This is a genomic window from Klebsiella grimontii (assembly GCF_900200035.1).
In the GTDB taxonomy this organism is placed as follows: Bacteria; Pseudomonadota; Gammaproteobacteria; order Enterobacterales; family Enterobacteriaceae; genus Klebsiella; species Klebsiella grimontii.
Map to the genome: position 1 here is coordinate 208,593 of NZ_FZTC01000015.1, position 25,793 is coordinate 234,385.

General features: G+C 57.7%; 25 protein-coding genes. 8 read left to right on the top strand and 17 right to left on the bottom strand.

Going from position 1 to position 25,793, the window contains the following annotated elements; genetic code table 11:
* Positions 1-22: 22 nt before the first annotated feature.
* The gene (locus KOSB73_RS08610; protein ID WP_004133935.1) at positions 23-907 is read right to left on the bottom strand and encodes a nucleoside-specific channel-forming protein Tsx; all 885 of its coding nucleotides are present in this window, start codon (positions 905-907) and stop codon (positions 23-25) included.
* Positions 908-1,202: 295 nt separating this feature from the next.
* Complete coding sequence (locus tag KOSB73_RS08615) at positions 1,203-1,745, bottom strand: SadB/YajI family lipoprotein (RefSeq protein WP_024359060.1); 543 nt, start codon at positions 1,743-1,745, stop codon at positions 1,203-1,205.
* A gap of 147 nt (positions 1,746-1,892) precedes the next feature.
* Between KOSB73_RS08615 and nrdR the strand changes: the two genes are divergently transcribed.
* The 6 genes from nrdR to pgpA all read left to right on the top strand — a co-directional run bounded on the left by nrdR (position 1,893) and on the right by pgpA (position 5,999).
* On the top strand, positions 1,893-2,342 hold the full coding sequence (nrdR, locus tag KOSB73_RS08620; protein WP_004099449.1) for a transcriptional regulator NrdR: 450 nt from the start codon (positions 1,893-1,895) through the stop codon (positions 2,340-2,342).
* 4 nt (positions 2,343-2,346) lie between these two features.
* The gene (gene ribD / locus KOSB73_RS08625) at positions 2,347-3,450 is read left to right on the top strand and encodes a bifunctional diaminohydroxyphosphoribosylaminopyrimidine deaminase/5-amino-6-(5-phosphoribosylamino)uracil reductase RibD (protein ID WP_024359059.1); all 1,104 of its coding nucleotides are present in this window, start codon (positions 2,347-2,349) and stop codon (positions 3,448-3,450) included.
* A gap of 93 nt (positions 3,451-3,543) precedes the next feature.
* A complete protein-coding gene (gene ribH / locus KOSB73_RS08630) occupies positions 3,544-4,014 on the top strand; it encodes a 6,7-dimethyl-8-ribityllumazine synthase (RefSeq protein WP_004129690.1) in 471 nt (156 codons plus the stop codon).
* A 19-nt stretch (positions 4,015-4,033) separates the two neighbouring features.
* The gene (gene nusB / locus KOSB73_RS08635) at positions 4,034-4,453 is read left to right on the top strand and encodes a transcription antitermination factor NusB (protein WP_004099457.1); all 420 of its coding nucleotides are present in this window, start codon (positions 4,034-4,036) and stop codon (positions 4,451-4,453) included.
* A 75-nt stretch (positions 4,454-4,528) separates the two neighbouring features.
* On the top strand, positions 4,529-5,506 hold the full coding sequence (gene thiL, locus KOSB73_RS08640; protein ID WP_024359058.1) for a thiamine-phosphate kinase: 978 nt from the start codon (positions 4,529-4,531) through the stop codon (positions 5,504-5,506).
* Entirely contained in the window at positions 5,493-5,999 is a 507-nt protein-coding gene (gene pgpA, locus KOSB73_RS08645) for a phosphatidylglycerophosphatase A (protein WP_004133926.1), read from the top strand. The genes thiL and pgpA overlap by 14 nt, the downstream gene beginning before the upstream one ends.
* 288 nt (positions 6,000-6,287) lie before the next feature.
* On the opposite strand, the gene KOSB73_RS08650 is transcribed toward pgpA, so the two are convergent.
* The 4 genes from KOSB73_RS08650 to xseB are packed head-to-tail and all read right to left on the bottom strand — an operon-like array spanning position 6,288 to position 10,346.
* On the bottom strand, positions 6,288-7,262 hold the full coding sequence (locus KOSB73_RS08650; RefSeq protein WP_024359056.1) for an aldo/keto reductase: 975 nt from the start codon (positions 7,260-7,262) through the stop codon (positions 6,288-6,290).
* A gap of 60 nt (positions 7,263-7,322) precedes the next feature.
* Positions 7,323-9,185, bottom strand: a complete 1,863-nt coding sequence (dxs, locus tag KOSB73_RS08655) for a 1-deoxy-D-xylulose-5-phosphate synthase (RefSeq protein WP_098140390.1) — start codon at positions 9,183-9,185, stop codon at positions 7,323-7,325.
* Between the two features lie 18 nt (positions 9,186-9,203).
* Positions 9,204-10,103, bottom strand: a complete 900-nt coding sequence (gene ispA / locus KOSB73_RS08660) for a (2E,6E)-farnesyl diphosphate synthase (protein WP_004139922.1) — start codon at positions 10,101-10,103, stop codon at positions 9,204-9,206.
* Positions 10,104-10,346 carry an exodeoxyribonuclease VII small subunit gene (gene xseB, locus KOSB73_RS08665; RefSeq protein ID WP_004129702.1) on the bottom strand — a complete coding sequence of 81 codons (243 nt, stop codon included), beginning with the start codon at positions 10,344-10,346 and terminating at the stop codon, positions 10,104-10,106.
* A gap of 198 nt (positions 10,347-10,544) precedes the next feature.
* On the opposite strand from xseB, the gene thiI reads away from it, so the two are divergent.
* Positions 10,545-11,993: a tRNA uracil 4-sulfurtransferase ThiI gene (gene thiI, locus KOSB73_RS08670; protein WP_004139920.1), complete on the top strand. Its 1,449-nt coding sequence runs from the start codon at positions 10,545-10,547 to the stop codon at positions 11,991-11,993.
* A 58-nt stretch (positions 11,994-12,051) separates the two neighbouring features.
* Here the strand turns inward: thiI and yajL are convergent, their stop codons facing one another.
* Both yajL and panE read right to left on the bottom strand, forming a co-directional pair.
* A complete protein-coding gene (yajL, locus tag KOSB73_RS08675; RefSeq protein ID WP_098140391.1) occupies positions 12,052-12,642 on the bottom strand; it encodes a protein deglycase YajL in 591 nt (196 codons plus the stop codon).
* Positions 12,605-13,516 carry a 2-dehydropantoate 2-reductase gene (panE, locus tag KOSB73_RS08680; protein WP_098140392.1) on the bottom strand — a complete coding sequence of 304 codons (912 nt, stop codon included), beginning with the start codon at positions 13,514-13,516 and terminating at the stop codon, positions 12,605-12,607. The genes yajL and panE overlap by 38 nt, the downstream gene beginning before the upstream one ends.
* Before the next feature lie 142 nt (positions 13,517-13,658).
* On the opposite strand from panE, the gene KOSB73_RS08685 reads away from it, so the two are divergent.
* Positions 13,659-14,150: a YajQ family cyclic di-GMP-binding protein gene (locus KOSB73_RS08685; protein WP_004129715.1), complete on the top strand. Its 492-nt coding sequence runs from the start codon at positions 13,659-13,661 to the stop codon at positions 14,148-14,150.
* 115 nt (positions 14,151-14,265) lie between these two features.
* Here KOSB73_RS08685 and KOSB73_RS08690 read toward each other — a convergent pair whose 3' ends face one another.
* The 9 genes from KOSB73_RS08690 to KOSB73_RS08735 all read right to left on the bottom strand — a co-directional run bounded on the left by KOSB73_RS08690 (position 14,266) and on the right by KOSB73_RS08735 (position 25,666).
* Complete coding sequence (locus KOSB73_RS08690) at positions 14,266-15,630, bottom strand: MFS transporter (RefSeq protein ID WP_049088792.1); 1,365 nt, start codon at positions 15,628-15,630, stop codon at positions 14,266-14,268.
* Between the two features lie 154 nt (positions 15,631-15,784).
* The gene (locus KOSB73_RS08695; RefSeq protein WP_064342275.1) at positions 15,785-16,963 is read right to left on the bottom strand and encodes a Gfo/Idh/MocA family protein; all 1,179 of its coding nucleotides are present in this window, start codon (positions 16,961-16,963) and stop codon (positions 15,785-15,787) included.
* Positions 16,964-17,055: 92 nt separating this feature from the next.
* The gene (locus tag KOSB73_RS08700; RefSeq protein WP_004133459.1) at positions 17,056-18,456 is read right to left on the bottom strand and encodes an MFS transporter; all 1,401 of its coding nucleotides are present in this window, start codon (positions 18,454-18,456) and stop codon (positions 17,056-17,058) included.
* A 408-nt stretch (positions 18,457-18,864) separates the two neighbouring features.
* On the bottom strand, positions 18,865-20,229 hold the full coding sequence (locus tag KOSB73_RS08710) for an MFS transporter (protein WP_024359051.1): 1,365 nt from the start codon (positions 20,227-20,229) through the stop codon (positions 18,865-18,867).
* Positions 20,230-20,239: 10 nt separating this feature from the next.
* The gene (locus tag KOSB73_RS08715) at positions 20,240-21,058 is read right to left on the bottom strand and encodes a sugar phosphate isomerase/epimerase family protein (protein WP_098140393.1); all 819 of its coding nucleotides are present in this window, start codon (positions 21,056-21,058) and stop codon (positions 20,240-20,242) included.
* A 65-nt stretch (positions 21,059-21,123) separates the two neighbouring features.
* Positions 21,124-22,827, bottom strand: coding sequence for an FAD-dependent oxidoreductase (locus KOSB73_RS08720; protein ID WP_098140394.1), 1,704 nt, complete (start codon positions 22,825-22,827; stop codon positions 21,124-21,126).
* 10 nt (positions 22,828-22,837) lie between these two features.
* Positions 22,838-23,158, bottom strand: a complete 321-nt coding sequence (locus KOSB73_RS08725; RefSeq protein ID WP_004133454.1) for an NIPSNAP family protein — start codon at positions 23,156-23,158, stop codon at positions 22,838-22,840.
* A 13-nt stretch (positions 23,159-23,171) separates the two neighbouring features.
* On the bottom strand, positions 23,172-24,848 hold the full coding sequence (locus tag KOSB73_RS08730) for an FAD-dependent oxidoreductase (RefSeq protein WP_049087386.1): 1,677 nt from the start codon (positions 24,846-24,848) through the stop codon (positions 23,172-23,174).
* Positions 24,845-25,666, bottom strand: a complete 822-nt coding sequence (locus tag KOSB73_RS08735; protein WP_024359047.1) for a shikimate dehydrogenase family protein — start codon at positions 25,664-25,666, stop codon at positions 24,845-24,847. The genes KOSB73_RS08730 and KOSB73_RS08735 overlap by 4 nt, the downstream gene beginning before the upstream one ends.
* Positions 25,667-25,793: the final 127 nt, after the last annotated feature.

The window sequence follows — 25,793 nt, forward strand, 5'->3', positions numbered from 1 at the left end:
CGCCGGGGAAAATCGATGCCGATTAGAAGTTGTAACCGACCACGAAGTAACCACCCCAGCCGGTCGCGCGAACGTTAAAGTCGCCGTCGCCGAAGTTCAGCTTCGCATCGTCAGCCCACTGGCCGCCGTTGTGGAAATAACGCGCCACGACGGAGTAGTGCCAGTGATCGTAGTTCAGCGCCAGGATATGGCTGGAAGCAATGGAGTTGCTGGTGCGTGAATGCTTACCGTTCAAATCATAAGAGTTGTCATCGCCCAGATCGGAGCCCCAGTCAAAGTTGGTGAAGCCGATATAGCTCAGTGAACCGCCCCACAGGTCGGTCAGCGGCACAAAGTATTTTACTTTGAAGCGGTAGCCGTCCCACTCGTTCTCGTTAGACGCGCCATAGTTTTGCCACTGGTATTTCGCATAGACGTTCAGCGACAGGCTCATTGGCAGCCCGGTATCGATATCGGTACCCAGACCCATATACCAGGTGCTCTGACGACCGGACTTGTTGCGGCCCATGTCGTAGATGTAGTTGTTGGCGAAATACCACTCTTTGAACGGGCCGAAGCTGAGGTCGGTACCGGTCAGTTTGTCGATAGAGAAGCGCGGCTCAATTTCCATAAACAGCGGCGAACCGTGGTTCCAGATACCTTTCGCGTTGGTGTTACCGCCGAAGAAGACCGGCGCATCCATATAGCCATAGAAATCAAACCAGTCTTTCTTGGCGAACGCTTCATATTCCAGATAAGTATCGTTACGGATCTGCGGCCCAAAACGAGTGTGGTAGCTACCCACCACGTTCACACTCTGGTGCCACCAATCAGACAGATATTGCGGTTTGTCGTTTTCTGCCGCGCTGGCAGAGAAAGATGCGGACAGCGCCAGAGCTGCGCCGGCTGCCAGTAATGTTTTTTTCATAATGATGCCACTGTTTAAATTAAGCCTGAAGGCGTTAAAAGAAGCGCCGAAGCGTTTCTAAATATTTCGTATTTCTGTGGCGTCTATTATAGGAATCATTGCTCACAAAAATATGTGTTGTTTCACATAACGAACATTAACGTAATCGATTGCGTTCACGATTTTATGCATTTCTTGACGGAATGCCACCGAAATTCATAAATCCTGTCAATTTTTAGTGAACTGAATGGAAAATCTGTAAATGGATTGGCGCGAGGGGGGAAGCCGGATGTCCGCGACACCCGGCTGAGGGGAGTTACGGCAGGTTTGCGGGCTGGATATCGTGGATGCGGACAAAGCCAACCTGCTCGGGCGTTACGCCATTCAGGCGCAGCGGAATATCGACGTCGCTCGGCGCCAGAACGCTTGCCGGGGCGCTAATTAGCTGATTTTGGACGTTAACTTCCTGATAGCTCTCGGTGGTGCCGCTGATCTGCCCCGAGGCCACCGTCGCGCTAAAGGCCGGCAGCGGATCGTTTGATTCACCCTGGATGCGCAGCGTCAGGCGGGTACCGTCGCCATCCGCAGTGATATTGAGCAGAGACATGCGCAGGGTACCGATCTGGCTTTTCAGGCGGGCCGGCGTTTTCGCCGCCGGCAGCAGGTAAACCCCGCTGCTCGATTTTGCATTCAGCACGTTTTGCTGGGTGATTTTGACCGTCTGCTGATTGAGCTGGGTCATCTCTTTGCTCAGCGTGCTCACGCTCTGGTTCATCTGGCGGATTTCGCTTTGCTGCGCGCAGGCGCTGAGGGTGAAAATGCTACCCACAATGGCCAGTTTTAAATAACGTCTTGTCATAGTTGGGATTCCGTTAACAGAGGATGCTTAATGGTAGATCGTTCGGATAATCGCACTATAGATCCTTTGTCTCAAAAGCTCTTTCTTTGTTGTCGGGTCACTTCGCGGTAAACTACCTGTTAGTTTAACTACATGTCAGGACGCGCTATGCATTGCCCTTTCTGTTTCGCCGTAGATACCAAAGTTATCGACTCTCGTCTGGTGGGCGAGGGCTCTTCCGTGCGTCGTCGTCGTCAGTGTCTGGTTTGTAATGAACGTTTTACGACGTTTGAAGTGGCGGAACTGGTGATGCCGCGGGTCGTAAAAAGCAACGACGTGCGCGAGCCTTTTAATGAGGACAAACTGCGCAGCGGAATGCTGAAAGCGCTGGAGAAGCGTCCGGTTAGCTCGGACGACGTCGAGATGGCGCTTAACCACATAAAAACCCATCTGCGTGGGACCGGCGAGCGCGAAGTGCCGAGCAAAATGATCGGCAACCTGGTGATGGAGCAGCTGAAAAAGCTCGATAAAGTCGCCTACATCCGCTTTGCTTCCGTTTACCGCAGCTTCGAAGATATCAAAGAGTTTGGCGAAGAGATCGCCCGCTTACAGGACTGAGCCCATGCAGGACGAATTGTACATGGCGCGAGCGCTGAAGCTGGCGGCGCGCGGACGCTTCACCACTCACCCCAATCCGAATGTCGGCTGCGTGATCGTTAAAGATGGCGAGATCGTCGGCGAAGGTTTTCACTATCGCGCCGGTGAACCGCATGCGGAAGTGCACGCGCTGCGCATGGCGGGCGAAAAAGCGCAAGGCGCGACGGCGTACGTCACGCTGGAACCCTGTAGCCATCACGGTCGCACGCCGCCGTGCTGCGAAGCGCTGATTGCCGCGGGGGTGAGCCGCGTGGTCGCGGCGATGCAGGACCCGAACCCGCAGGTCGCGGGGCGCGGTTTGTACCGTTTGCAGCAGGAAGGGGTCGACGTCAGCCATGGGCTGATGATGAACGAAGCCGAAGCGCTGAATAAAGGCTTTCTTAAGCGGATGCGCACCGGCTTTCCCTGGATCCAGTTAAAAATGGGCGCATCGCTGGATGGGCGTACGGCGATGGCCAGCGGGGAGAGCCAGTGGATCACCTCGCCGCAGGCGCGGCGCGATGTGCAGCGCCTGCGCGCGCAAAGCCACGCCATCCTGACCAGCAGCGCGACGGTGCTGGCGGATGACCCGGCGCTAACCGTACGCTGGGACGAGCTCAACGCCGACACCCAGGCGCTGTACCCGCAGGAAAACCTGCGTCAGCCTTTACGCATCGTTATCGATAGTCAGAATCGCGTCACGCCGCAGCATCGTATCGTGGAGCAGGCGGGTGAAACGCTATTTGCCCGTACCCGTGAAGATGAACGCCAGTGGCCGGAGAACGTACGCACGCTGCTGGTGCCGGAGCATAATGGTCGCCTCGATCTGGTGGTACTGATGATGCTGCTGGGCAAACAGCAAATTAATTCGATTTGGGTGGAAGCAGGCTCCACCCTTGCCGGCGCGCTGCTGGAGGCCGGGCTGGTGGACGAGCTTATCGTTTATATTGCGCCTAAACTGTTAGGCAGCGATGCGCGCGGATTATGTGTACTGCCGGGGCTTGAGAAACTTGAGCAAGCCCCCCATTTCAAATTCAATGAGATACGTCATGTAGGCCCGGATATTTGCCTGCATTTAGTGAACGCTTGATTTCCCCGGACAAAAGGGAAAGCAGTGCGCCGATTATTATGATAGAATCCGCCCCCCTTGCGGGGCCAAATGAACTGAACCCGAAGGAAGAGTATGAACATTATTGAAGCTAACGTTGCTACCCCGGACGCTCGCGTCGCCATCACCATTGCGCGTTTCAACAACTTTATCAACGACAGCCTGCTGGATGGCGCGATTGACGCCCTGAAGCGTATTGGCCAGGTCAAAGATGAAAACATTACCGTTGTTTGGGTTCCCGGCGCGTATGAGCTGCCGCTGGCGGCTGACGCACTGGCGAAAACCGGTAAGTATGACGCGGTGATCGCGCTGGGTACCGTTATCCGTGGCGGCACTGCGCACTTTGAATATGTGGCTGGCGGTGCAAGCAATGGCCTGGCGCACGTCGCTCAGGACAGCGGAATCCCGGTAGCTTTCGGTGTTCTGACCACAGAAAGTATTGAACAAGCCATCGAACGCGCTGGCACCAAAGCCGGTAACAAAGGCGCTGAAGCAGCGCTGACCGCGCTGGAAATGATTAACGTATTGAAAGCCATCAAGGCCTGATTTTTGTAAGGGGAATTCCGTGAAACCTGCTGCTCGTCGCCGCGCCCGTGAGTGTGCTGTCCAGGCGCTTTACTCCTGGCAGTTGTCCAAAAACGACATCGCTGATGTCGAATACCAGTTCCTGGCGGAACAGGATGTGAAAGATGTAGACGTTCTGTATTTCCGCGAACTGCTGTCCGGAGTGGCGACTAACAGCGCGTATCTCGACGGCCTGATGAAGCCGTATCTTTCTCGTCTGCTGGACGAGCTGGGTCAGGTGGAAAAAGCGGTGCTGCGTATCGCACTGTTTGAGCTGTCAAAGCGTAGCGATGTCCCGTACAAAGTTGCGATTAACGAAGCCATCGAACTGGCGAAAACCTTTGGCGCTGAAGATAGCCATAAGTTTGTCAACGGCGTGCTGGACAAAGCTGCCCCGGTAATTCGTCCTAACAAAAAGTAAACTCCAGGGCCGGTTTTTGTAGAGTCTCACTCTTGCAAACCGGCCTTATTCTTTTCTTTTTCTGAGGCATAACGTATGGCATGCGGCGAATTTTCCCTGATTGCCCGTTATTTTGATCGCGTAAAAAGCGCTCGTCTTGATGTTGAAACCGGCATTGGCGACGACTGCGCGCTCCTGAACATCCCCGAGAAAAAAACGCTGGCAATCAGCACCGACACCCTGGTGGCGGGAAACCATTTTTTACCCGATATCGACCCTGCAGACCTCGCCTATAAAGCGCTGGCGGTCAACCTGAGCGACCTGGCGGCAATGGGCGCTGAACCGGCGTGGTTAACCCTGGCCCTGACCCTGCCGGAAGCAGACGAAGCCTGGCTTGAAGCCTTTAGCGACAGCCTGTTCGTGCAGCTCAACTATTATGATATGCAACTCATTGGCGGCGATACCACGCGCGGACCGCTGTCGATGACGCTGGGTATCCATGGCTTTGTGCCGACGGGACGCGGTCTGAAGCGTTCCGGGGCGAAGCCGGGAGACTGGATTTACGTCACCGGCACGCCCGGAGACAGCGCCGCGGGTCTGGCGATTTTGCAGGATCGGCTGCACGTTCAAGATAACGCCGACGCGGATTATTTCCTGGCGCGCCATCTGCGTCCGCTGCCGCGGGTTCTACAGGGGCAGGCGCTGCGCGATTTGGCGAACTCCGCCATCGATCTCTCCGACGGTCTGATTTCCGACCTCGGGCATATTCTTAACGCCAGCGGCTGCGGCGCGCGCGTCGATCTCGATGCGATGCCGTTCTCGGATGCGATGCTGCGCCAGGTTGAGACGGAACAGGCGCTGCGCTGGGCGCTCTCCGGCGGTGAGGATTATGAGCTGTGCTTTACCGTGCCTGAACTCAATCGCGGGGCGCTGGACGTGGCCCTTGCCAATCTCGGCGCGCGCTTTACCTGTATTGGACAGATACTTCCGCAATCGGAAGGTCTGCAGTTCATGCGCGAAGGTAAGCCCGTTACGTTCGATTTTAAGGGATACGATCATTTTGGCGCGGAGTAGAGATGTGGCGAAAAGCCGCCTGAAGATGAGCAACCCCTGGCATCTGCTGGCAACGGGATTCGGCAGCGGTCTTAGCCCGGTGGTTCCCGGCACCATGGGATCGCTGGCGTCGATCCCCTTCTGGTATCTGCTCACCTTACTCCCCTGGCAGCTCTATTCGCTGGCGGTGATGATGAGCATCTGCATTGGCGTCTATATTTGCCACCGTACGGCGAAAGATATGGGCACCCACGATCACGGCAGCATCGTCTGGGATGAGTTCGTGGGGATGTGGATTACCCTGATGGCTTTACCGACGATGGACTGGCAGTGGGTCGCCGCCGGCTTTGTGATTTTCCGTCTCTTTGATATGTGGAAGCCGTGGCCTATCCGCTGGTTCGACCGCAATATTCACGGCGGGATGGGGATCATGGTCGACGATATTGTCGCCGGGGTGATTTCCGCTGGGGTGCTGTATGTGATTGGCCACCACTGGCCGATTGGACTTTTCTAAATAAAATCCGGCCCGCCCCTGGGAAATCGAGCAGGCAGGCGTTTCCCGGAGACGGCGCTGCGCACCTGTCCGGGCTACCGGCCCGCAGGCATGGGTGAGTCAGTAGCCCGGGCAGACGCTTTGCGTCGCCCCCGGGAGCAGAGTGGCACCATTCCCGGAGACGGCGCTGGCGCACCTTTCCGGGCTACCGGCCCGCAGGCGTGGGTGAACCCGTCGTCCGCAGAGGTTGGTGTACCTGTAGCCCGGCTAAGCGCAGCGCGAGCCGGGAATCTGGTAGGGAACCGCGCGTTACTTGAACCCGACGATCGGGTGCGGTTTATACGGCGTCTCCAGCTTTTCAATCTGCTCCGGCGTCAGCGTTAAATCGACCGCATGCAGCAGCTCATCCAGCTGCTCCTGCCGTGAGGCGCCGATAATTGGCGCGGCCACGCCGGGTTTGCTCAATAGCCAGGCCAGCGCCACCTGGGCGCGGTTGGCATCAAGCTCTTCCGCGACTTCGGCCAGGTTTGTCGCAATCTGTTCATCATTCTCATCCATGGCGTTGTAGAGCGATTTACCGACTTCATCTGATACCAGACGGGCGGTAGTTTCCCCCCACGGGCGAGTCAGGCGGCCACGCGCCAGCGGGCTCCACGGCATCACCGCGACGCCTTCCCGGCTGCACAGCGGCAGCATCTCATTTTCTTCTTCGCGATAAATCAGATTGTAATGATCCTGCATGGTGACGAAGCGGGCCCAGTTATTCTGCGTCTGCAGCGCTAACGCCTGGGCAAACTGGCGGGCGTGCATCGACGATGCGCCGATATAGCGGGCTTTACCCGCCTTGACGACGTCGTTTAACGCTTCGAGGGTTTCTTCAATGGGCGTGGCGTAATCCCAACGATGGATCTGCAGCAGATCGACATACTCCATGCCGAGGCGACGCAGGCTGTCGTCGATGGAACGCAGGATCTGCGCGCGCGACAGCCCCTGCGGCAGATCGCCCACCTGATGGTAAACCTTGGTGGCGACGATCACGGAATCGCGGCGGGCGTACTCGCGCAGCGCGCGCCCGAGGATCTCTTCGCTGCTGCCGTCAGAGTAGTTATTCGAGGTGTCGAAGAAGTTAATGCCGCCTTCGAGAGCGTATTTTATCAGCGGGCGGCTGCTCTCTTCCGGTAAGGTCCAGGCATGGTTACCGCGGTCCGGTTCGCCAAAGGTCATGCAGCCCAGACAGAGACGGGAAACGCGGAGATCGGTATCGCCAAGAGGGATGTAGTGCATAGTGCGCTCCTGCTACGAATAAAGGGTATCCTTTAAGCATAGCAGGAGCGGTGGCGGCAATTATGCCAGCCAGGCGTGGATTTTGGCTTCGATGCCGGCGGCGTCCAGGCCGAGGTCGGCATGCGCTTCTTCCTGGGTTCCCTGCGGGATGAAGAAATCAGGCAGGCCGAGATTCAGTACCGGAACCGCGCGGCGGCGCGACATCAGCAGCTCGTTTACGCCGCTGCCGGCACCGCCCATGATGGCGTTCTCTTCCAGGGTGACCAGCACCTCGTGTTCTGCGGCCAGCTGTAGTACCAGCGCCTCATCCAGCGGTTTGGCAAAGCGCATATCCACCAGGGTGGCGTTAAGCTTTTCCGCGACTTTTGCGGCCTGCGGCAGCAGCGTACCGAAATTCAGAATCGCGATTTTTTCACCTTCGCGCTTCACCAAGCCTTTACCGATAGGCAGCGAAGCCAGCGGTTCAAACGGCGCGCCGGTACCGGAGCCGCGCGGATAGCGCACCGCGCACGGGCCGTCGTTATAGTGATAACCGGTATACAGCATCTGGCGGCATTCGTTCTCGTCGCTCGGGGTCATGATAACCATATCCGGGATGCAGCGCAGGAAGGAGATATCAAACGCGCCCTGGTGAGTTTGCCCATCGGCGCCGACGATACCCGCGCGGTCGATAGCGAACAGCACCGGCAGCTTCTGGATGGCGACATCGTGAATCACCTGGTCATAGGCGCGCTGCAGGAAGGTGGAGTAAATCGCCACCACCGGCTTATAGCCGCCAATCGCCAGCCCGGCGGCAAAGGTTACCGCGTGCTGCTCGGCAATGGCCACGTCGAAATACTGGTCGGGATATTTTTTTGAGAACTCGACCATCCCCGAGCCTTCGCGCATCGCTGGCGTAACGGCCATCAGCTTGTCATCTTTCGCTGCGGTTTCGCACAGCCAGTCGCCGAAGATTTTCGAGTAAGAGGGCAGGCCACCGCTGCTTTTCGGCAGCACGCCGCTGGTATGATCGAATTTCGGCACCGCGTGGAAGGTGATCGGGTCTTTTTCGGCGGGCTCATAGCCGCGGCCTTTTTTAGTCATAATATGCAGGAACTGCGGCCCTTTGAGGTCGCGCATGTTCTTCAGCGTATTAACCAGACCGATAACGTCGTGGCCGTCCACCGGCCCAATGTAGTTAAAGCCCAGCTCTTCAAACAGCGTCCCCGGAACCACCATCCCTTTGATATGTTCCTCGGTGCGTTTGAGCAGCTCTTTAATCGGCGGCACGCCGGAGAAGACCTTTTTGCCGCCTTCGCGCAGCGTGGAGTAGAGTTTTCCGGAAAGCAGCTGTGCCAGGTGATTGTTTAGCGCGCCGACGTTCTCGGAGATCGACATTTCGTTGTCGTTGAGCACTACCAGCAGATCGGGTTTGATATCGCCAGCGTGGTTCATCGCTTCAAACGCCATTCCCGCGGTTATCGCCCCGTCGCCGATCACGCAGACCGCGCGGCGCTGCTTATCTTCTTTGGCAGCGGCGATGGCTATCCCGATGCCGGCGGAGATGGAGGTAGACGAGTGGCCGACGCTCAGGACGTCATACTCGCTTTCTCCGCGCCACGGGAAGGGGTGCAGACCGCCTTTCTGGCGGATAGTGCCGATCCGATCGCGGCGTCCGGTCAGAATTTTATGTGGGTAAGCCTGGTGGCCGACGTCCCAGATTAGGCGATCGAAAGGCGTGTTATAGACGTAGTGCAGCGCCACGGTCAGTTCTACCGTGCCGAGGCCGGAGGCAAAGTGCCCGCTGGAACGGCTGACGCTGTCCAGCAGGTAACGCCGCAGTTCGTCGCACAGTTTCGGCAGGCTATCTTTCGGCAACAAACGCAACTCCTGGGTGGAATCCACCAGCGCCAGGGTCGGGTATTTGGCAATATCAAAACTCATCAGAGACTCATTTATTGTTTATTTATCACGCTGAATTATGTAATTCGCGAGCGCTTCCAGTGCCGTGGTATCCAGAGATTGCGCGGCCAGCTCAGTTAACGACCGGCGGGCGTCGGTAATCAGGTCATGGGCCTTTTTCCGGGCTTGCTCAAGTCCCAGAAGGGCGGGGTAGGTACTTTTGCCCAGCTGCTGGTCGGCTCCCTGACGTTTGCCAAGGGTGGCAGTATCCCCTACCACGTCGAGAATGTCATCCTGGACCTGGAAGGCGAGACCGATATTCTCAGCGTATCGATCGAGAGCGGGTAGCGCCCTGCGCCCGGCGTCACCTGCGCTCAGCGCGCCCATCCGTACCGCGGCGCGAATCAACGCGCCGGTTTTATGGCGATGAATACGCTCCAGCGACGCCAGGTCAACCTGATGGCCTTCCGCTTCCAGATCCAGCGCCTGACCGCCGCACATGCCGGCGATGCCGCTGGCCTGCGCCAGTTCGGAAATCATCGCCAGGCGATCGCGATCCGGCACTTCAGCCATGGGCGCATCGCTTAGTATAGAAAACGCCAGCGTTTGTAGAGCGTCTCCGGCAAGAATTGCGTTCGCTTCGCCGAATTTTATATGGCAGGTCGGCTGGCCGCGGCGTAAATCGTCATCGTCCATCGCCGGGAGGTCGTCGTGCATCAGCGAATAAGCATGAATGCATTCAACGGCGGCGGCAGGGGCGTCCAGCGTAGCGCGGCTGACGCCAAACATGTCGCCGGTGGCGTAAACCAGGAACGGGCGCAGGCGTTTGCCGCCTAATAATGCGCCATACTGCATGGCTTCAACCAGCGGAGTGTTCTGAAAAGGCTGCGGGGCGATAAAACGGCGCAGCGCTGCGTTAGCCTGCTCAACGCACGCCTGTAGCTGTTGCGGGAAGTCCATTTATTCAGCGTCCGGCGTGAAAGGCGTAAGCGGCGCGTCTTCGCTATCCGCCAGCAGAATTTGTACGCGCTGCTCGGCCTGCTGCAGCTTTGCCTGCCCCTGGCGCGCCAGCTGGATCCCGCGCTCAAATTCGCCGAGCGCTTCTTCTAACGGCAGCGCGCCGCTTTCCAGACGATTAACAATTTGCTCCAGCTCGCCCAGGGCGGTTTCGAAGCTGGCCGGGGCCTCATTTTTCTTTGGCATAGTGAATATAGACTCTTTTAATGTCTCGATGGCTATCAATATGGTAACGAAGTCGCGCGGTTAATCAAATAACGCGCAATGCCAGGTGAAAAGCGCCCAATAGTGGTATACTCCGCGCCCTGGATGCAGACGCCGGTTGCGCCTGTACAACTTTTTATGCTTAAAGCCCCGTCGGGCTTGCCAACGAATAGTGTCGCCATGAAGTTTATCATTAAATTGTTCCCGGAAATCACCATCAAAAGCCAATCTGTGCGATTGCGCTTCATTAAAATTTTAACCGGGAACATTCGTAACGTTCTCAAAAACTATGATGAGACGCTTGCCGTCGTTCGTCACTGGGATCATATCGAGGTCCGGGCGAAGGATGAAAATCAGCGCCCGGCCATTCGTGACGCCCTGACCCGTATCCCGGGTATCCACCATATTCTGGAAGTCGAAGACGTTCCTTATACCTCCCTGCACGATATTTTCGAGCAGACGCTGCCGCTGTGGCGTGAAGCGCTGGAAGGTAAAACTTTCTGCGTGCGCGTTAAGCGTCGCGGTAAGCATGAGTTTACCTCAATCGAAGTGGAGCGCTACGTCGGCGGCGGCTTGAACCAGCATATTGAAACGGCGCGCGTAAAGCTGACCGACCCCGATGTGACGGTTAACCTCGAGATTGAAAACGATCGTCTGCTGCTGGTGAAAGGGCGCTACGAAGGTATCGGTGGTTTCCCGATCGGTACCCAGGAAGACGTGCTGTCGCTGATTTCCGGCGGGTTCGACTCCGGCGTCTCCAGCTATATGCTGATGCGCCGCGGCTGCCGCGTGCATTACTGCTTCTTTAACCTTGGCGGCGCGGCCCATGAAATCGGCGTGCGTCAGGTTGCGCACTATCTGTGGAACCGCTTCGGCAGCTCGCACCGCGTGCGCTTCGTGGCGATCAACTTCGAGCCGGTGGTGGGCGAGATTCTTGAGAAAGTCGACGACGGCCAGATGGGCGTGGTGCTCAAGCGCATGATGGTGCGCGCAGCGTCAAAAGTCGCCGAGCGCTACGGCGTTCAGGCGCTGGTCACCGGCGAAGCGTTAGGCCAGGTGTCCAGCCAGACGCTGACCAACCTGCGCCTGATTGACAACGTCTCTGATACCCTGATTCTGCGTCCGCTGATTTCGCACGATAAAGAGCACATTATTGACCTCGCGCGTGAAATCGGCACCGAAGATTTTGCCCGCACCATGCCGGAATACTGCGGCGTTATCTCGAAGAGCCCGACCGTGAAAGCGGTGAAGGCGAAGATCGAGGCGGAAGAAGAGCACTTCGATTTTAGCATCCTTGAGAAAGTGGTAGCGGAAGCGAGCAATATTGATATCCGCGATATCGCTCAGCAGACCGAGCAGGACGTGGTGGAAGTGGAAACCGTCAGCGGTTTTGGCCCTAACGACGTTATCCTCGATATCCGCTCTATCGACGAGCAGGACGATAAGCCGCTGAAGGTGGAGGGCGTGGACGTGGTTTCGCTACCTTTCTATAAGCTGAGCACCAAATTTGGCGATCTCGACCAGAATAAAACCTGGCTGCTGTGGTGTGAACGCGGGGTGATGAGCCGCCTGCAGGCGCTGTATCTGCGCGAGCAGGGCTTTGAAAACGTGAAGGTTTATCGCCCCTAGTTCCTCAGGAGCAAGGCGCAATCATTAAAAACGGCAACCCTGGGTTGCCGTTTTGCGTTTATTCGTAGTAGTTATAAATTCCTGCCGCCATCACCAGTTGGGAAGCGACTTCGTGCGCTTTTTCGCGTCCAACCAGCAGATCGATCATCTTCAAGGCGAAATCAATAGAGGTTCCCGGCCCCTGACTGGTGAGCAGCTTGACGCGAGCATCCCAGACGACGCGCTTATCCTGCCACTGCTCGGCGGGGATCTGCTCTTTCAGCGCCGGAAATCCGGTCATATTGCCGATGGGGAAAAGGTTGTGCGGTACCAGCACGGTCGCCGCCGCGGCGCAAATCGCCGCAACGATGCGCCCGGAAAGATGAAACTGGCGTACCGTTTCAACCAGCAGCGGGCTGTCGCGAAAGTACTCCGCGCCTTTAATGCCGCCGGGCAGAACAAGGATATCGAAATCGCCGTCGGCCACTTCCACCAGCGGCGCATCGGCCAGCAGCTTAACGCCGCGCGAGCAGACGATGGTCAGGTTGCCATCGCCGGCGACGCTGGCGGTGGTGACCTTTATGCCGCCGCGAACGAGTAAATCAATGGTGGTGACCGCTTCGGTCTCTTCGCTACCAGGGGCGAGGCAAATCAGTGCCGACGCGCTCATATTCATTCTCCTTACGCTTTACCAGTTCAAACAGGCGGGTATTCTCGGGTACGGCGATACCGTGGGCTCGGGCGCGTTTTAACAGAAAACCGGTGATATAGTCGATTTCCGTATGGCGCTGGGCGAGAATGTCCTGCAGCATTGAGGAGGTATTTTCTGCCGTACTTTCAATAACCTGATGCACATAGAATAACAGGTTTTCCGGCGAGGTATGCATCCCCTCGCGCTCCATCACCGCCGCAACTTCATAACAAATAGCGGCAACCTCCTGCGGGTATTCGCGCAAGTCGCCGTTCTGACAGTTTTTCAGCGCCGTCAGCGGGTTAATCACACAGTTGACCGCCAGCTTGCTCCAGATCGCGGGGTAGATATTGTTATGCCAGGCGACGTCGGGCAGCACGCCCTGCAGCACATCGGCAAGATAGCTATAATCCTGAGGGTAATCCTTCGCCGGGCCAATATGACTGGTGCCGTTGGCGACGTGGACGATAACGTTGCCGTCGCGGCGGGCCGCCTGCGTTGTCGAAGCCAGCAGCAGCGGCTGTTTGAGGGTCTTCAGCTCGTCAATGGTACCCATGCCGTTGTGCATGAGCAGAACAGGTACTGACGAGGGCAGGATGTCGCTCAGGTTTTTCACCGCGTTCGAGACTTGCCAGGCTTTTAGGGTGACCAGCAGCAGGTCGCTGCTGGCAAGAAAGTCAGGATCGTTAGCGGTAAATGATTCATTAAACACGCTGCCGTCGGTATCAATGACATTGACGCTACAGAACGGCTGGGGGACGCGTAACCAGCCCTGGACTTCATGTCCCTGTTTGTACAGCGCAGTTAGCCATAACTGTCCCAGCGCACCGCATCCGAGTACGGTTACTTTCATTATTCCTCCTCACCTGTGAGTGCTGCATCAGGTGCTCATGGCTAAAGTATAGCGTTATCAGTTATCCTTTCGGGATAACAAGTTGAGTTATGTCGCGTTGCGGGTATTATGCAACGCAAAAGAAACGGAAGGAGAGGAAAAGATGCCATCTTTCGATATTGTCTCTGAAGTCGATCTTCAGGAAGTTCGAAACGCCGTAGAGAACGCGACCCGTGAAGTTGAATCGCGTTTTGATTTTCGTAACGTCGAAGCGAGCTTTGAGCTGAACGAAAAAAACGAGACCATCAAGGTCCTCAGCGAGTCTGATTTCCAGATTAACCAGTTGCTGGATATTCTGCGCGCGAAGCTGCTGAAACGCGGAATCGAAGGCAGTTCTATCGAGGTGCCGGATGAGTTCGTGCACAGTGGTAAGACCTGGTTCGTCGATGCCAAGCTGAAGCAGGGCATTGAGAGCGCGACGCAGAAAAAAATCGTCAAGCTTATTAAGGACAGCAAGCTGAAGGTACAGGCGCAGATTCAGGGCGAAGAGATTCGCGTTACCGGTAAGTCTCGCGACGACCTGCAGGCGGTTATGGCGCTGGTGCGCGGCGGTGATTTAGGTCAGCCGTTCCAGTTCAAAAACTTCCGCGATTAAAATAGCGCTATCGCTGTTTTTGTCTGCCGGGTAAGGCGTTAACCGCCGCCCGGCAGAAGACAAACTCATCGCTTAAAACGTTTTTTTGGCCTGCGTAAAGCAGGTTATTTCGCGTTTAGATTCCTTTGATCGCCTGCTCAATCTCGAAGCGGTTGGTGATCTTGCTGTCGATTTTGATATACACCGAACGCTCTTCGGCGATCACCAGAGCTTCTTTTACGCCCTCTTTAGCCTGTAAACGTTCCTCTAGCATTTTATCCGCCGCGATATCCTCCGGGATCTCGACCCGCAGGCTGCTGACGTACGGCGGTTCGCTCATGGTGCTGGCCACCAGTAGCCACAGCATCGCCAGCAGGGCGCCGAGCAGGAAGACGGTTTGCGAGTCAAAAAAGCCGTCCACCCAGCCGCCGAGCGCTCCGCCGATGGCCACGCCGAGGAACTGGCTGGTGGAATAAATTCCCATCGCGGTGCCTTTATAGCCGGCCGGTGATTCTTTGCTGATTAACGACGGAAGTAGAGCTTCCAACAGGTTAAACGCGAGGAAAAATAGCTGAACGCCGGCAACCAGTTCCCAGAAATAGCCCCCGGCGCCCCAAAGTACGATCTCAGCGATCAGCAGGATGGCGACGCACAGCAGGAAGACGCGTTTCATTTTGCGCTTCACTTCGGCGTAGATAATAAATGGTACCACCGCAACAAATGAGACCAGCATGGTGACCAGATAGATTTTCCAGTGCTCGGCGGCGGGGAAACCGGCGGCTTCCAGCTGGCCCGGCAGGGCGACAAAAGTCGACATCAGCATGATATGCAGGCACATAATACCGAAATTGAGCTTCAGTAGTTTTGGCTCAGCAAGGACTTTGCTGAAGCAGCCCTTCACCATACCGGACTCGCGGTTCAGCACGTGATTCTGGCTGTTTGGCACTACCCACAGCGTCAGCAGAATCCCGAGCGTCGCCAGGAAGGCGATCATCCAGAACAGGGCGTGCAGGCCTAACTGATGGGTAACGATAGGCCCGAGAACCATTGCAATAGCAAAGGTGACGCCAAAGCTTACGCCGATAAACGCCATGGCTTTAGTGCGGTTCTGCTCGCGGGTTAAATCGGAAAGCAGCGCCATCACCGCAGCGGCAATCGCCCCGGAACCCTGCAGCGCGCGGCCAAGAATAATTCCCCAGATCGAGTCGGAAAGCGCCGCGATAACGCTGCCGACGACGAAGATTAACAGGCCGCCGACGATCAGCGGTTTACGCCCAATGCGGTCGGAAAGCAGTCCGAAAGGAATCTGGAATATCGCCTGGGCCAGCCCGTAAATGCCGATTGCCAGGCCGATAAGGGCCTCGCTTGCGCCCTGTAACGCCATGCCGTAAGTGGTCAGAACCGGCAGGACCATAAACATGCCGAGCATGCGCAAAGAGAATACGGTCCCCAAACCCCAGGTCGCGCGCAGTTCGCCTGGCGTCATTTTATTATCGTTCATTACCACCTCAATATAAAAACTGCGCCTAGTGTAGTGGGGGGAAACAGAAGCGTAAATAAATGTTTGTTTAACAGATATTACGACTGTGTTGCATGATGAGGTGAGTGCGGTAGGCAAAAAAACCAGTGGAGGAGCCTCCACTGGAGTGCAGAGATTAATGGCAGTTAAAGTCAACCCACTGGCCGCCCGCGTCGGCGGATTTAACGCACTGCTCAACCCAGTAAACGCCGTGCAGCCCGGCTTCCACGTCCGGATACCAGAAGGTCTCGAGGAATGCCCGGTCACCGCGATCCATGGCGTCGATGGCGATGGCGTAGCGGCGATAGAGGTTGGCCCACGCTTCGAACAGCCCTTCAGGGTGACCGCCGCCAATGCGGTCATCCGCCAGCGCCTGCTGGCTGAGATAGGGCATCCCGCGCTCCAGTACGCGCGCCGGTTCGCCCTGCACCTCGTAGCTCAGCTGATTTGGGCGTTCATCCCACCATTCGATGCTGGCTTTTTCGCCAATGACGCGGACTTTTTGTGAATGCATCGCGCCGCTGTTGACCGCGCTGGTCCACAGTGAACCGACGGCGCCGTTGTTATATTCCATCAGCACAAAGGCGTTATCTTCCAGCGGCGCGCGGGATTTGACGAAGCTTTGACGTGCGCACATCAGGCGGGTGATGTTCAGATTCGGCACCATCGTCTCGGCAATAAATAGCGGGTGGGTCGCCAGATCCCCCAGCACATAGCTAGGGCCAGCATATTTGGGCGTGACCCGCCAGCGGGTGGATTCCGCTTGCAGCTCAACGGCTTCATTATGAAAACCGTGGGCAAACTGCATATTGATAATGCGGATCTCGCCGAGCATCCCCTCGGCTATCATCTGCCGTGCCTGCTGGATCATCTGGTGCCCGGCATAACCGTAGGTGACGCCGATAATTTTATTCTGCTTTTTACTCAGCGCGAGCAGTTCGCGCGCTTCGTCGGCGGTAAAGCACAGCGGTTTTTCGCAGATAACGTGCAGCCCGGCTTCCAGCGCCGCTTTAGTGATAGCGAAGTGAGTATTATTCGGCGTCGTCACCGATACGGCTTCAATTCCGTCGGGGCGTTTGGCCTCCTCCGCGAACAGCGTTTTATAATCGGCGTAGCAGCGCTCAGAAGCGATGCCGAGCTGCTCGCCGAATTGACGGCCGCGCTCGGCATCGATATCAAGCGCGCCGGCCAGCAAAGTAAAGACGTTATCACGCAGCGCCGCGCAACGGTGGCTGTAGCCAATCTGGCTGGTACCGCCGCCGCCGACCATGCCCCAGCGCAGGGAGCGGGATAAGGGTTTCATGCCGTTTAACATGATGGTGCTCTCCTCAATGATAGAGATACTACGGATTTCAGATGTTGTTCTGTATACCCGCGCTCGCCGAGCGCGGATGTGGCAGCCGGGTTTTACATCTCTCCACGCGCTTCGCGTTCTTTCAGTTCATGCATAATCTGCGGGTATTGCTTATCCAGCCGGTAAAACAGCAGGGTGATAATGACAACGATCCACAGGAAGAAAGAGCCATAGAGATAAACGTGGTTAATCATGTCGATAGCGCTTTGCGGCTGAACGCCGGATCCGCTGCTGGAGCTGACGTAACCCGCCATGCTCAGCAGGCCGGAGATAACCGCGGCGGCAATACCTGCGCCGAGTTTCGTCCCAACGGAACCGGCGGAGAAGATCATCCCTTCCTGCCTGACGCGCGTTTTCCACTGGCCGAATTCGACGGCATCGCCGCAGAAGCCAAACAGCACGGCGTTCAGCGGGGCGAAGCCAATACCGCGAATAATCGCGTTTGCCAGCGCCCAGTGATAATCATCAGAGTTAAACATAAACAGCACCTGGCCGATGGTCGCCAGCACGATGCCGCAGAGGGCAACGTTGCGTTTACCGTATTTTCGAATGGGCACCGAGCTCAGGAAGGTGAAAATAATAATGCAGGCGGTTTCGGCAACGAAAATGGAGCTATAGAAGGTATCGTCGCCGAGCACGTAGCGGCAGTAGTAAGGCAGCGCGATCCCCACCACGGTGTAGTACACGCTTTGCGCGGCCCACAGGATTGCGCTGGCCCAGAAGTACTGGTTACGAAAAAGCGCGGAAAGCTGGGTCTTTACCGGTACGTTTCCCTGTTTCTCTCGCGCTTTGATGACGACCTTCTCTTCGCATTTATAAAAGCAAAACAGCAGCAACAGCAGCGCCAGAAAAGCCCAAATCGACATGGTTTTAATCCACGCCGCCTGATCGTCGCCAAAGTACTTCACCAGCGGCAGCGTGCAGGCAACGGCGAGGATACGACCAAAAGGCGACATCGACATGCGGGTGATGCTGAGCATATCCCTTTCCCAGGAGGCGCGGGTCATCATCGCAGAAAGGCTGCCGTAGGGGAGGTTGATGGCGGTATAGCACACGGTGGTGCAGAAGTTATAGGCCACCAGCAGATAGAGAAACTGCAGCGTGCCGGTGGTCTGCGGGACGGTGAACAGTAAAATCGCCGATACGGCGTAGGGCACGCTCATCCATAGCAGCCAGGGGCGTGATTTCCCCCAGCGAGAGTTCGTGCGTTCCACCATCAGGCCCATGATGACATCGGAAACGCCGTCAAACAGACGGGAGATCAGCATTACCAGGCCAACGGTGGCGATGCTGATGCCGACATAGTCGGTATAAAACAGGGTTAAAACCGTGCCGATCATGCCGAAAACGACGTTACAGGCGGTATCGCCGCCGCCGTAAGCGATTCGGGTGGCCCAGCTTAGCTTATCGCCGCGTGCCGCAGCCGGAGAGAGAAGAATCTGCTGTTCACTCATGGTCAATTCCTTTGTCTGGGAGGACAAGTCAGGACCTCTGCGCCAGTTCCACCGGCACGACCTTATCCTGAATATCAGCCAGAACATAAGGAAATGTTTATTTCGTTTCAATGGTTGTTTGGAATTTAATTTCTGTATATGCGAGGTGGATCGAAAAATCGTAAAAATTGAGCCGTAATTTCCTGGCTACAGCTATCAAGACATTCTGATTGATAAGGTTATTAATTGTTTTTATGAACGATATTTCATTTGTTTTTTTGTATGAATTTGATGATTTTTCGCTGTGACTTTTGAGGTGAATCGATACTTCACGGCATTTTTTATTTTTCATTATTCATTTAAATGAAATTAATTTTTCTTTTTTGGGCGGGCGTTTTTTTGAAGCACGCCCGCCTTAACGTCAACGTTTTAAAATGTACTTCTGACGGGCGCGGTTGAAGCGGTGGGTTTTGGCTCCGGGTCAGCCGCAAAAACACCTTTGGCCGCCAGCCCGGCGACGGTAATCGCCGCCGGAATGCCAAGGATCAGGAATACGCTTTCGAAGCTGATATTCAGCGCCAGCATTTCCGCCCCGGCGAAGGCGCTGAGGATGGCGCCCAGGCGGCCAACGCCGTGCATCCAGCTGGAGCCGGTGGCCCGCGCCTCGGTAGGATAGTAGCGGGCGGAGAGCGCGTTCATGCCGGTATTGGCGCCGTTTAAGCAGGCTCCGCTGATAAACGCCAGCAGGCAGATGAGCGCAAAGCTTGCCGCGGCATAGCCCATCGCCATCGTAAACAGGCCGCCAACCGCGTATATCAGCCCGAGCGCCCGATGGGGGTTGATCCGGTCCATTAGCCAGCCCGCAAACAGCGAGCCGAGGGTTCCTCCCGCCTGGTACATGGCGGTCATCACCGCCGCCTGGCTGACCGTTAAGCCCACCTCTTTTACCAGCGTCGGTAGCCAGCTGCCGAGGAGGTAGACCAAAAAAAGCCCCATAAAGTAGACCAGCCAGAGCATCATTGAGCCGAAGCGATACTGGCGGGAGAGGACGATGCGCATGGCATTTGCCTGGACGGGCTGCGTCGGCAGGCTGAACTCGGCCTCATCGGGGATTTGTCCCGGATAAAGGCGCTGCAAAATTCGCCGAATACGTTCGGCTGGCGCGCGCTTAACCACCAGAAAACGCACTGATTCCGGTAACAGCCAGATCAGGACCGGCGCGAACAGCAGCGGGAGGATCCCGCCAAGCAGCATCAGCGAATGCCAGCCAAACTGCGGGATCAGCCAGGAGGCGGAGAAACCGCCCGCTGCCGCGCCAAAGGTGAAGCCGCAAAAAATAATCGTAATCAGAAACGAGCGCTGGCGCTCCGGCGCGTACTCGGACACCAGGGTGCCGATATTCGGCATCGCGGCGCCTAACCCCAGTCCGGTCAGAAAACGAAAGACCATCATCTGCTCAATGTTTTGTGACAGGGCGGTGGCGATGGTCCAGAAGCCGAAGAAGAAGACGCTATTGATAATAATTTTCTTCCGTCCCAGCCAGTCGGCGAGGGGGCCGGAGAAAATAGCGCCCAGCGCCAGGCCTATCAGCGCGGCGCTAATGACGAAACCGAGCTCGTGGTTGCTTACTCCCCATTCCTGCTTCAGCGTTGGGGCGATAAATCCCATGATGGCGATATCAAAACCGTCGAGCGCGATAACGCAGAAGCCCAATAATACCACCAGCTTCTGAAAGCGGCTGAGCGGATTGGCGTTGATTAACTCCCTGACGTCCAGGCGTTGAGTCTGAGTCATGGGGCTCTCCTTATGCGCAAGGGCGCAGGTAGGACTGCGCGGCGTTAAACAGCAGCTGAGCGCGAGCGAGCGCAGGCAGAGCGCCCCGGGCGCCGCTGAGCGGAACCTCGACAGAGACCGGTAGCGTGGCCGGAAGCGCCGCCATCAGGCCGTGCAGGTCGAGTCCGCCTTCGCCGGGCACCTGGCGCGCGGCGCGGGCCTGGTAAATCAGCTCCTGCTCGTCAGCGGGGGCTTGCGGCGAAGCGTCGCAAAGCTGCATATAGTTGAGGTAATTTTGCGGGAGCGTGGCGAGGGTCGAAAGGGATTCGCCTGCCCGCCAGAAGTGAATGGCATCAATTAAAATACCGATATCGCTGCGGCCGCTGGCGGCGATCAGCGCCTGGGCTTCGGCGATGGTGCGCAGGTGGGTCCATGGCATAGGCTCCAGGTTCATGGTTAAACCATGCTCCTGGCCGGCTTCGGCCAGCCGAGCGAGATTTTCCGCGCTGCGGACCCGGTTATCATCGTTGCCGGCGACTAAAACCTGCTTCGCGCCAAGGCGCGCGGCGGTATCAAGGAACAGCCGCAATTGGGCGTTCAGGGCAAAATCCGGCGTCAGGCGGACAATCTCAACGTCCGAGACGCGAACGCCGGTTGCCATCAGCGCCGCCAGGGTATCGCGAACGGCGGGGGTATCGCCGAGCATAGCGTAATCCGGATCCGACGGGGTTGCGGGAAGCAGGCGCAGGCCTACGTGAGTGAAGCCGGCCTGGGCCGCAATGCGTACCTGTTCCGGTGGTGGGACATCAAGTAGGGTAAGCGCGGCGAGTGACAGGGTTCGCATGTTCATAAAGGACTCCAGTACAGTTGCAGGTTGTTGTTGTTATGCGTATTGCCGTCCCTGGTGAAATGCTTTTACTGCGTTGTTTTATTTATATTTGCTGCCAGGTTTTTTCCGACCAGATAACCAAAGGTCATCGCCGGACCCAGCGTGATACCGCCGCTGGGATAGAATCCCCGCATCACGCTCGACATGTCGTTGCCGATGGCGAAAAGCCCCTGAATCGGCTGCTGCTGCGCGTTGAGAACCCGCGCATTTTCATCGGTGATTAATCCGCTGAAGGAGCCCAGCGAGCCGGGCAAAATTCGTACCGCATAAAAAGGCGCATGGCTGAGTTTCCCAAGCGTTGGGTGCGGAGAGCGGCTGGCATCGCCCTGCGCGCGGTTGTATGCCGACGCGCCGCGCTGAAAATCCTTATCCTCGCCCTGGTCTACAAAGTCGTTAAACCTGGTGATTGTTTCCGTTAGCTGCTGCGGATTAATGGCGCAGGCTTTTGCCAGCGCTTCCGGCGTTTCGCCCGTCTGCAGATATCCGGTCCTGCGCCAGGCCTCTGGGGTAAACGGGAAGGGGCGAGCATGGCCCAATCCGTAGCGCCGCAGCGCCCGGCTGTCGGCAATCAGCCACGCCTGCGGCGTTTCGCCCGGCGGCGTCGAGTCCAGCAGCGCGGCAATAAAATCATGATAAGAGTCGGCCTCATTGGTGAAGCGTTTGCCGTTGGGCAAAACGGCAATAAAGCCAGGCTTCGCGCGTTCAACCAGATGCGGAAAGGGGAGCTGCACTCCGCTGGCGAGGGTAACGCGCGACACCGGCGCCCAGGCCATCGGGTGCCTGAGCGAATGATCAAACTGACCGCCGACCGTTTCGCCGAGCCGAATGCCATCACCCTGGTTCCCCGGAGGCGCGGCGGAAAAGTGGCCGTAGCCGCTGGCGGCGTGCGGAACCTGTTCGGCCAGACGCTGTCTGTCGTGGGGAAAGCCTCCGCAGGCGAGGATCACCGCGCCGGCGCGAACCTCCAGCGCGCCGCTGTCGCTACGTAATATCGCGCCCGTCACGCCGTTGTTGTCGGCGAGCAGACGTTCTACCGGCGCGTTAAGCTGAAAATTCACCCCCGCATCCAGCGCCGAACGCAGGAGGCGGGCGACCAGCGCGTTGCCGTTAACCAGATGCTGTCCGCGACCGGCGCGCAGCCGCTGCCAGCCGTGGCGAAGCAGGCGACAGGTGGCGTACAGCGCCGAGCGCGATGAGCGGGTGGCGTTAAAAAAGTGCGCCATATCCTTGCCGCCGGCAATGCCCATCCCCGCGAGGCTGATGGTCTCCAGCGGAGGCCGCAGGCGATGCAGCCAGTCGCCCAACAGCCGTCCGTCAAAAGGCTGCGCCGTGACCGAGCGGCCGCCCAGCGCAGCGCCCGGTGAAGCGTGAAAATCGGGCATTTTGCTGCCGGAAAGAAACTGCACGGCGGTGCGGCGGCGGAAAAAGTCGATCATCTCCGGTCCGTACTGTAAGTAGGCGAGCAGACGCGCATCGGCAGGCTCGCCGTCCATTTCATGGCGTAAATAAGTGAGCGGTGAGCCGGGTTCTTCTTCAATACCCTCCTCTCGCGCCAGCGGATTACGCGGGATCCATAGCCAGCCGCCGGACCAGGCGCTGGTGCCGCCAATAACCGACTCCTTCTCCGCAACCAGCACGCTGGCGCCGCCGAGCGCGGCGGTGACGGCGACAGAGAGCCCCGCCGCGCCGGAGCCGACCACCAGAACATCCACGTTTATCTGCCCGCCCATGACCGACTCCTTATTGCAGAGGTGAAAAATCAGTGGGGCGCAGAAGAACCGACTCCAGGCGCTCGACGGCAGCCAGCTCGCGGTTTTTGCGCGAGAACGTCAGCCAGCGTTCGTCCTGCGCCATACGCGCCCGACGCGCCAGGCGATCGTCGAGGCTCTCGTAGGCCCAGATGTGCACCACCTGATTGACCACGCCAATTTCGGTAAAGAAGAAGCCGATGAGCTTACCGAGATGCTCGGTTTGCACGGCGTAAGCATCGCTTTTGTACAGCGCCAGCCAGTCGGCCATTTTCAGCGGATTGATGGTGTAGGTGCGTTTTTCATAGATCATGATTTTCTCCTGTTTACAGTGCGTGTTGTTGCGCCATATGGCTGGCTGAGAGATAGCCGAAGGTCAGCGCCGGGCCGAGCGTAATGCCGGGGCCGGGATAGGTTCCGGCCATCATCGAATTCATATCGTTACCCACGGCGTAGAGGCCTTTAATCGGTTCACCCTGCTGGTTAATCACCTGAGCATCGGCGGTAGTCACCAGACCGCGCGAGGTACCGAGATCGCCGGTATAGAGGGTGACGGCATAAAACGGCGCGCGGGTCAGCGGGGCGTTACAGGCGTTTGGCCGGTGGCCGGGGTCGCCCATCGCGCGGTTATAGCTGTTGCCGCCTTTAGCGAATTCCGCATCCTGGCCCTGAGCGGCGTCGCGGTTATAGCGCGCCACCGTTTCCCCGAGGGTTTGCGGATCGAGTCCGAGGCGCTGCGCCAGCTCTGACAGCGTATCGGCCTTGTGCAGATAGCCCGCTTTCACCAGCGCGTCATTATTTACCGGGGCAGGGCGCGCCAGGCCGAGGCCGTAGCGCTTCATGGCAAGGGCGTCGCAAATCAGAAAGCAGGGGGCGTTTTCTGCCCGGCTTTGCATGGCGCTGGCGAAGTGGTGATAAGAGTTGGATTCATTCACGAAGCGCACCGCGCGCTGGTTGACGGCAATCACGCCGGGTTTGGCGCGATCGGTGACCAGGTGAGGGAAGCGCTCCTGCGTGCCATCGGCATGGTGTAAAACGGAGACCGGCGCCCAGAAAAAGTTAGACGGCAGGTCAGCGCCTTCGCGGGCATTGAGCGCGGCGGCAAGGCGCAGCGCGGCGCCGTCGTTGGCAGCGGGGGACATGGTATAGTGCTCGCGGGTCTGGGGGCGGTAGCGTTCAGCCAGCTTGCCTGCGGCAAAACCTCCGGCTGCCAGCACCACGCCGCAGCGGGCTTCAAGAGCCTGCTTTTGACCCTCGTGCTCAATTTCTACGCCGGTCACCTCGCCATTGCGTTCGCTCAGTGAAAGCACGTTGACGTTGAGTCTGAGCTGCATGCCTTTGCGGAAAGCGAGCGTCGCCATGCGGGCGATCAGCGCGTTGCCCATCGCCAGGCGAGTGCCCCGATGGTGCCGGAGACGATCGCGACCATAGCGCAGCAGCAGTCTGCCGCAGTGCGCGAACGAGCTAAGGGAGCGGCGCATATCAAGAAAGTGTTGGATATCGATGCGATTGACCATCATCCCGCCAAACAGCAGCATCCCCGGTGGAGGAGAGCGGAGGTCGCGAAAATGCTCACCCAGTTCTCGCCCGTCAAACTCCACCACCTCCAGCGCCCGCCCGACGTCGACGGCACCGGGTTCATCCGGGTAATAATCCGGAGAAAGCGGACGCAGGCTATATTTCACCGCCTCCTCTTTTTCCAGAAACGCCAGCGCCTCGCGTCCCGAAGCGATAAAGGCTTCGATCAGATCCTGACGATAGTTGGGCTCACCGATGATGGTCCGCAGATAGGTTTCGATTTCCTGCGGGCTGCCGCCTGCGGCCATTTTCCGCGCCTGATCGCTATCGTGGATCCACACCGCGCCGCCGGAAATGGCGGAGGTGCCGCCGAACTGCGGGGCTTTTTCCAGCATCAGCACCGACAGCCCCTTACAGCAGGCGGTCACCGCCGCGGCAAAGCCTGCGGCGCCGCTGCCGATAACGATGACGTCCCAGCTTTTCATGCCGCCGCTCCCTGTTCCTGCGCAATGGCGCCAATGAACTGCCCCATTAATTTCATCTGCGCCAGCGCCATTTCCGGCCCGGTCTGAATCGCGCAGCCGCGATCCCGGGCGAAGGCCAGAAGCGGGGTGATAACCGGGGCGGTTACCACGTCCGCGACATGCGCTGATACCGGCAGCGTTTCCAGCAGCGTTTGCGGCAGCGGTAATGGATCGAAACCGGCCATTCCCGCCGGAGAACCGTTCACCAGCACATCCAGACCGTTGAGCGTCGCGGGCAGATCGGTTAGGTGAACGTGCGGAAAATGGGTGGCCAGCCGGTTATGCAGCAGCTGAAGCGTGGCGGGATTCGGGTCATAAAGCGCCAGTTGACGGAGGCCCGCTTCGCAAAGCCCCCACGCGATGGCGCTGCCGACGCCGCCGCAGCCTGAGAGCAGCGCTTTTTTACCTGCGGCGTTAAAGCCGTGCGCCTCTGCGGCAAGCTGGAAGCCGACGCCGTCGAGCATGTCGCCCTGTAAACGGCCATCGGCCAGCTTACGGATGACGTTGACGGCATTGAGATGCTGCGCTCGCGGGGTTAACTCATCGACCAGGGCGGCGGCGCGCTGTTTGTGCGGAACGGTGACCAGCACGCCGCTCATGTTATGCCAGCCGCGTAGCGCCTGCAGATAGTCAGCAACGGCTTGCGGGGCGATATCCACCGGGATCATGACGCTGTCCATCTGCTGGTCGGCAAAGTAGCGGTTGAAATTCTCCGGCGATTTAACCTGGGTAATCGGGTGACCGATGACGGCGACGACCTGAGTGAATCCACTGACCATTTCAAACCTCATTTTGTTAAATGAATGTTGTGAAAGTATTTCAGCCGAAGCTGAGAGCGACAACGCAGAATTCGGCCATACTGGTTGTTAATCGCACCACCACTGCGATAATCGCGCTAAACCGATC

Bases quoted from the DNA above. Each gene is read 5' to 3' on its own strand.
- KOSB73_RS08715 (WP_098140393.1), bottom strand. From the start codon at position 21,058: ATGAACATGCGAACCCTGTCACTCGCCGCGCTTACCCTACTTGATGTC.
- KOSB73_RS08735 (WP_024359047.1), bottom strand. From the start codon at position 25,666: ATGGTCAGTGGATTCACTCAGGTCGTCGCCGTCATCGGTCACCCGATT.
- thiL (WP_024359058.1), top strand. From the start codon at position 4,529: ATGGCATGCGGCGAATTTTCCCTGATTGCCCGTTATTTTGATCGCGTA.
- KOSB73_RS08685 (WP_004129715.1), top strand. From the start codon at position 13,659: ATGCCATCTTTCGATATTGTCTCTGAAGTCGATCTTCAGGAAGTTCGA.
- KOSB73_RS08695 (WP_064342275.1), bottom strand. From the start codon at position 16,963: ATGTTAAACGGCATGAAACCCTTATCCCGCTCCCTGCGCTGGGGCATG.
- KOSB73_RS08725 (WP_004133454.1), bottom strand. From the start codon at position 23,158: ATGATCTATGAAAAACGCACCTACACCATCAATCCGCTGAAAATGGCC.
- nrdR (WP_004099449.1), top strand. From the start codon at position 1,893: ATGCATTGCCCTTTCTGTTTCGCCGTAGATACCAAAGTTATCGACTCT.
- KOSB73_RS08650 (WP_024359056.1), bottom strand. From the start codon at position 7,262: ATGCACTACATCCCTCTTGGCGATACCGATCTCCGCGTTTCCCGTCTC.
- KOSB73_RS08690 (WP_049088792.1), bottom strand. From the start codon at position 15,630: ATGAACGATAATAAAATGACGCCAGGCGAACTGCGCGCGACCTGGGGT.
- KOSB73_RS08615 (WP_024359060.1), bottom strand. From the start codon at position 1,745: ATGACAAGACGTTATTTAAAACTGGCCATTGTGGGTAGCATTTTCACC.
- ispA (WP_004139922.1), bottom strand. From the start codon at position 10,103: ATGGACTTCCCGCAACAGCTACAGGCGTGCGTTGAGCAGGCTAACGCA.
- dxs (WP_098140390.1), bottom strand. From the start codon at position 9,185: ATGAGTTTTGATATTGCCAAATACCCGACCCTGGCGCTGGTGGATTCC.
- KOSB73_RS08730 (WP_049087386.1), bottom strand. From the start codon at position 24,848: ATGAAAAGCTGGGACGTCATCGTTATCGGCAGCGGCGCCGCAGGCTTT.
- ribH (WP_004129690.1), top strand. From the start codon at position 3,544: ATGAACATTATTGAAGCTAACGTTGCTACCCCGGACGCTCGCGTCGCC.
- thiI (WP_004139920.1), top strand. From the start codon at position 10,545: ATGAAGTTTATCATTAAATTGTTCCCGGAAATCACCATCAAAAGCCAA.
- KOSB73_RS08710 (WP_024359051.1), bottom strand. From the start codon at position 20,229: ATGACTCAGACTCAACGCCTGGACGTCAGGGAGTTAATCAACGCCAAT.
- yajL (WP_098140391.1), bottom strand. From the start codon at position 12,642: ATGAGCGCGTCGGCACTGATTTGCCTCGCCCCTGGTAGCGAAGAGACC.
- KOSB73_RS08610 (WP_004133935.1), bottom strand. From the start codon at position 907: ATGAAAAAAACATTACTGGCAGCCGGCGCAGCTCTGGCGCTGTCCGCA.
- panE (WP_098140392.1), bottom strand. From the start codon at position 13,516: ATGAAAGTAACCGTACTCGGATGCGGTGCGCTGGGACAGTTATGGCTA.
- KOSB73_RS08720 (WP_098140394.1), bottom strand. From the start codon at position 22,827: ATGGGCGGGCAGATAAACGTGGATGTTCTGGTGGTCGGCTCCGGCGCG.
- ribD (WP_024359059.1), top strand. From the start codon at position 2,347: ATGCAGGACGAATTGTACATGGCGCGAGCGCTGAAGCTGGCGGCGCGC.
- KOSB73_RS08700 (WP_004133459.1), bottom strand. From the start codon at position 18,456: ATGAGTGAACAGCAGATTCTTCTCTCTCCGGCTGCGGCACGCGGCGAT.
- xseB (WP_004129702.1), bottom strand. From the start codon at position 10,346: ATGCCAAAGAAAAATGAGGCCCCGGCCAGCTTCGAAACCGCCCTGGGC.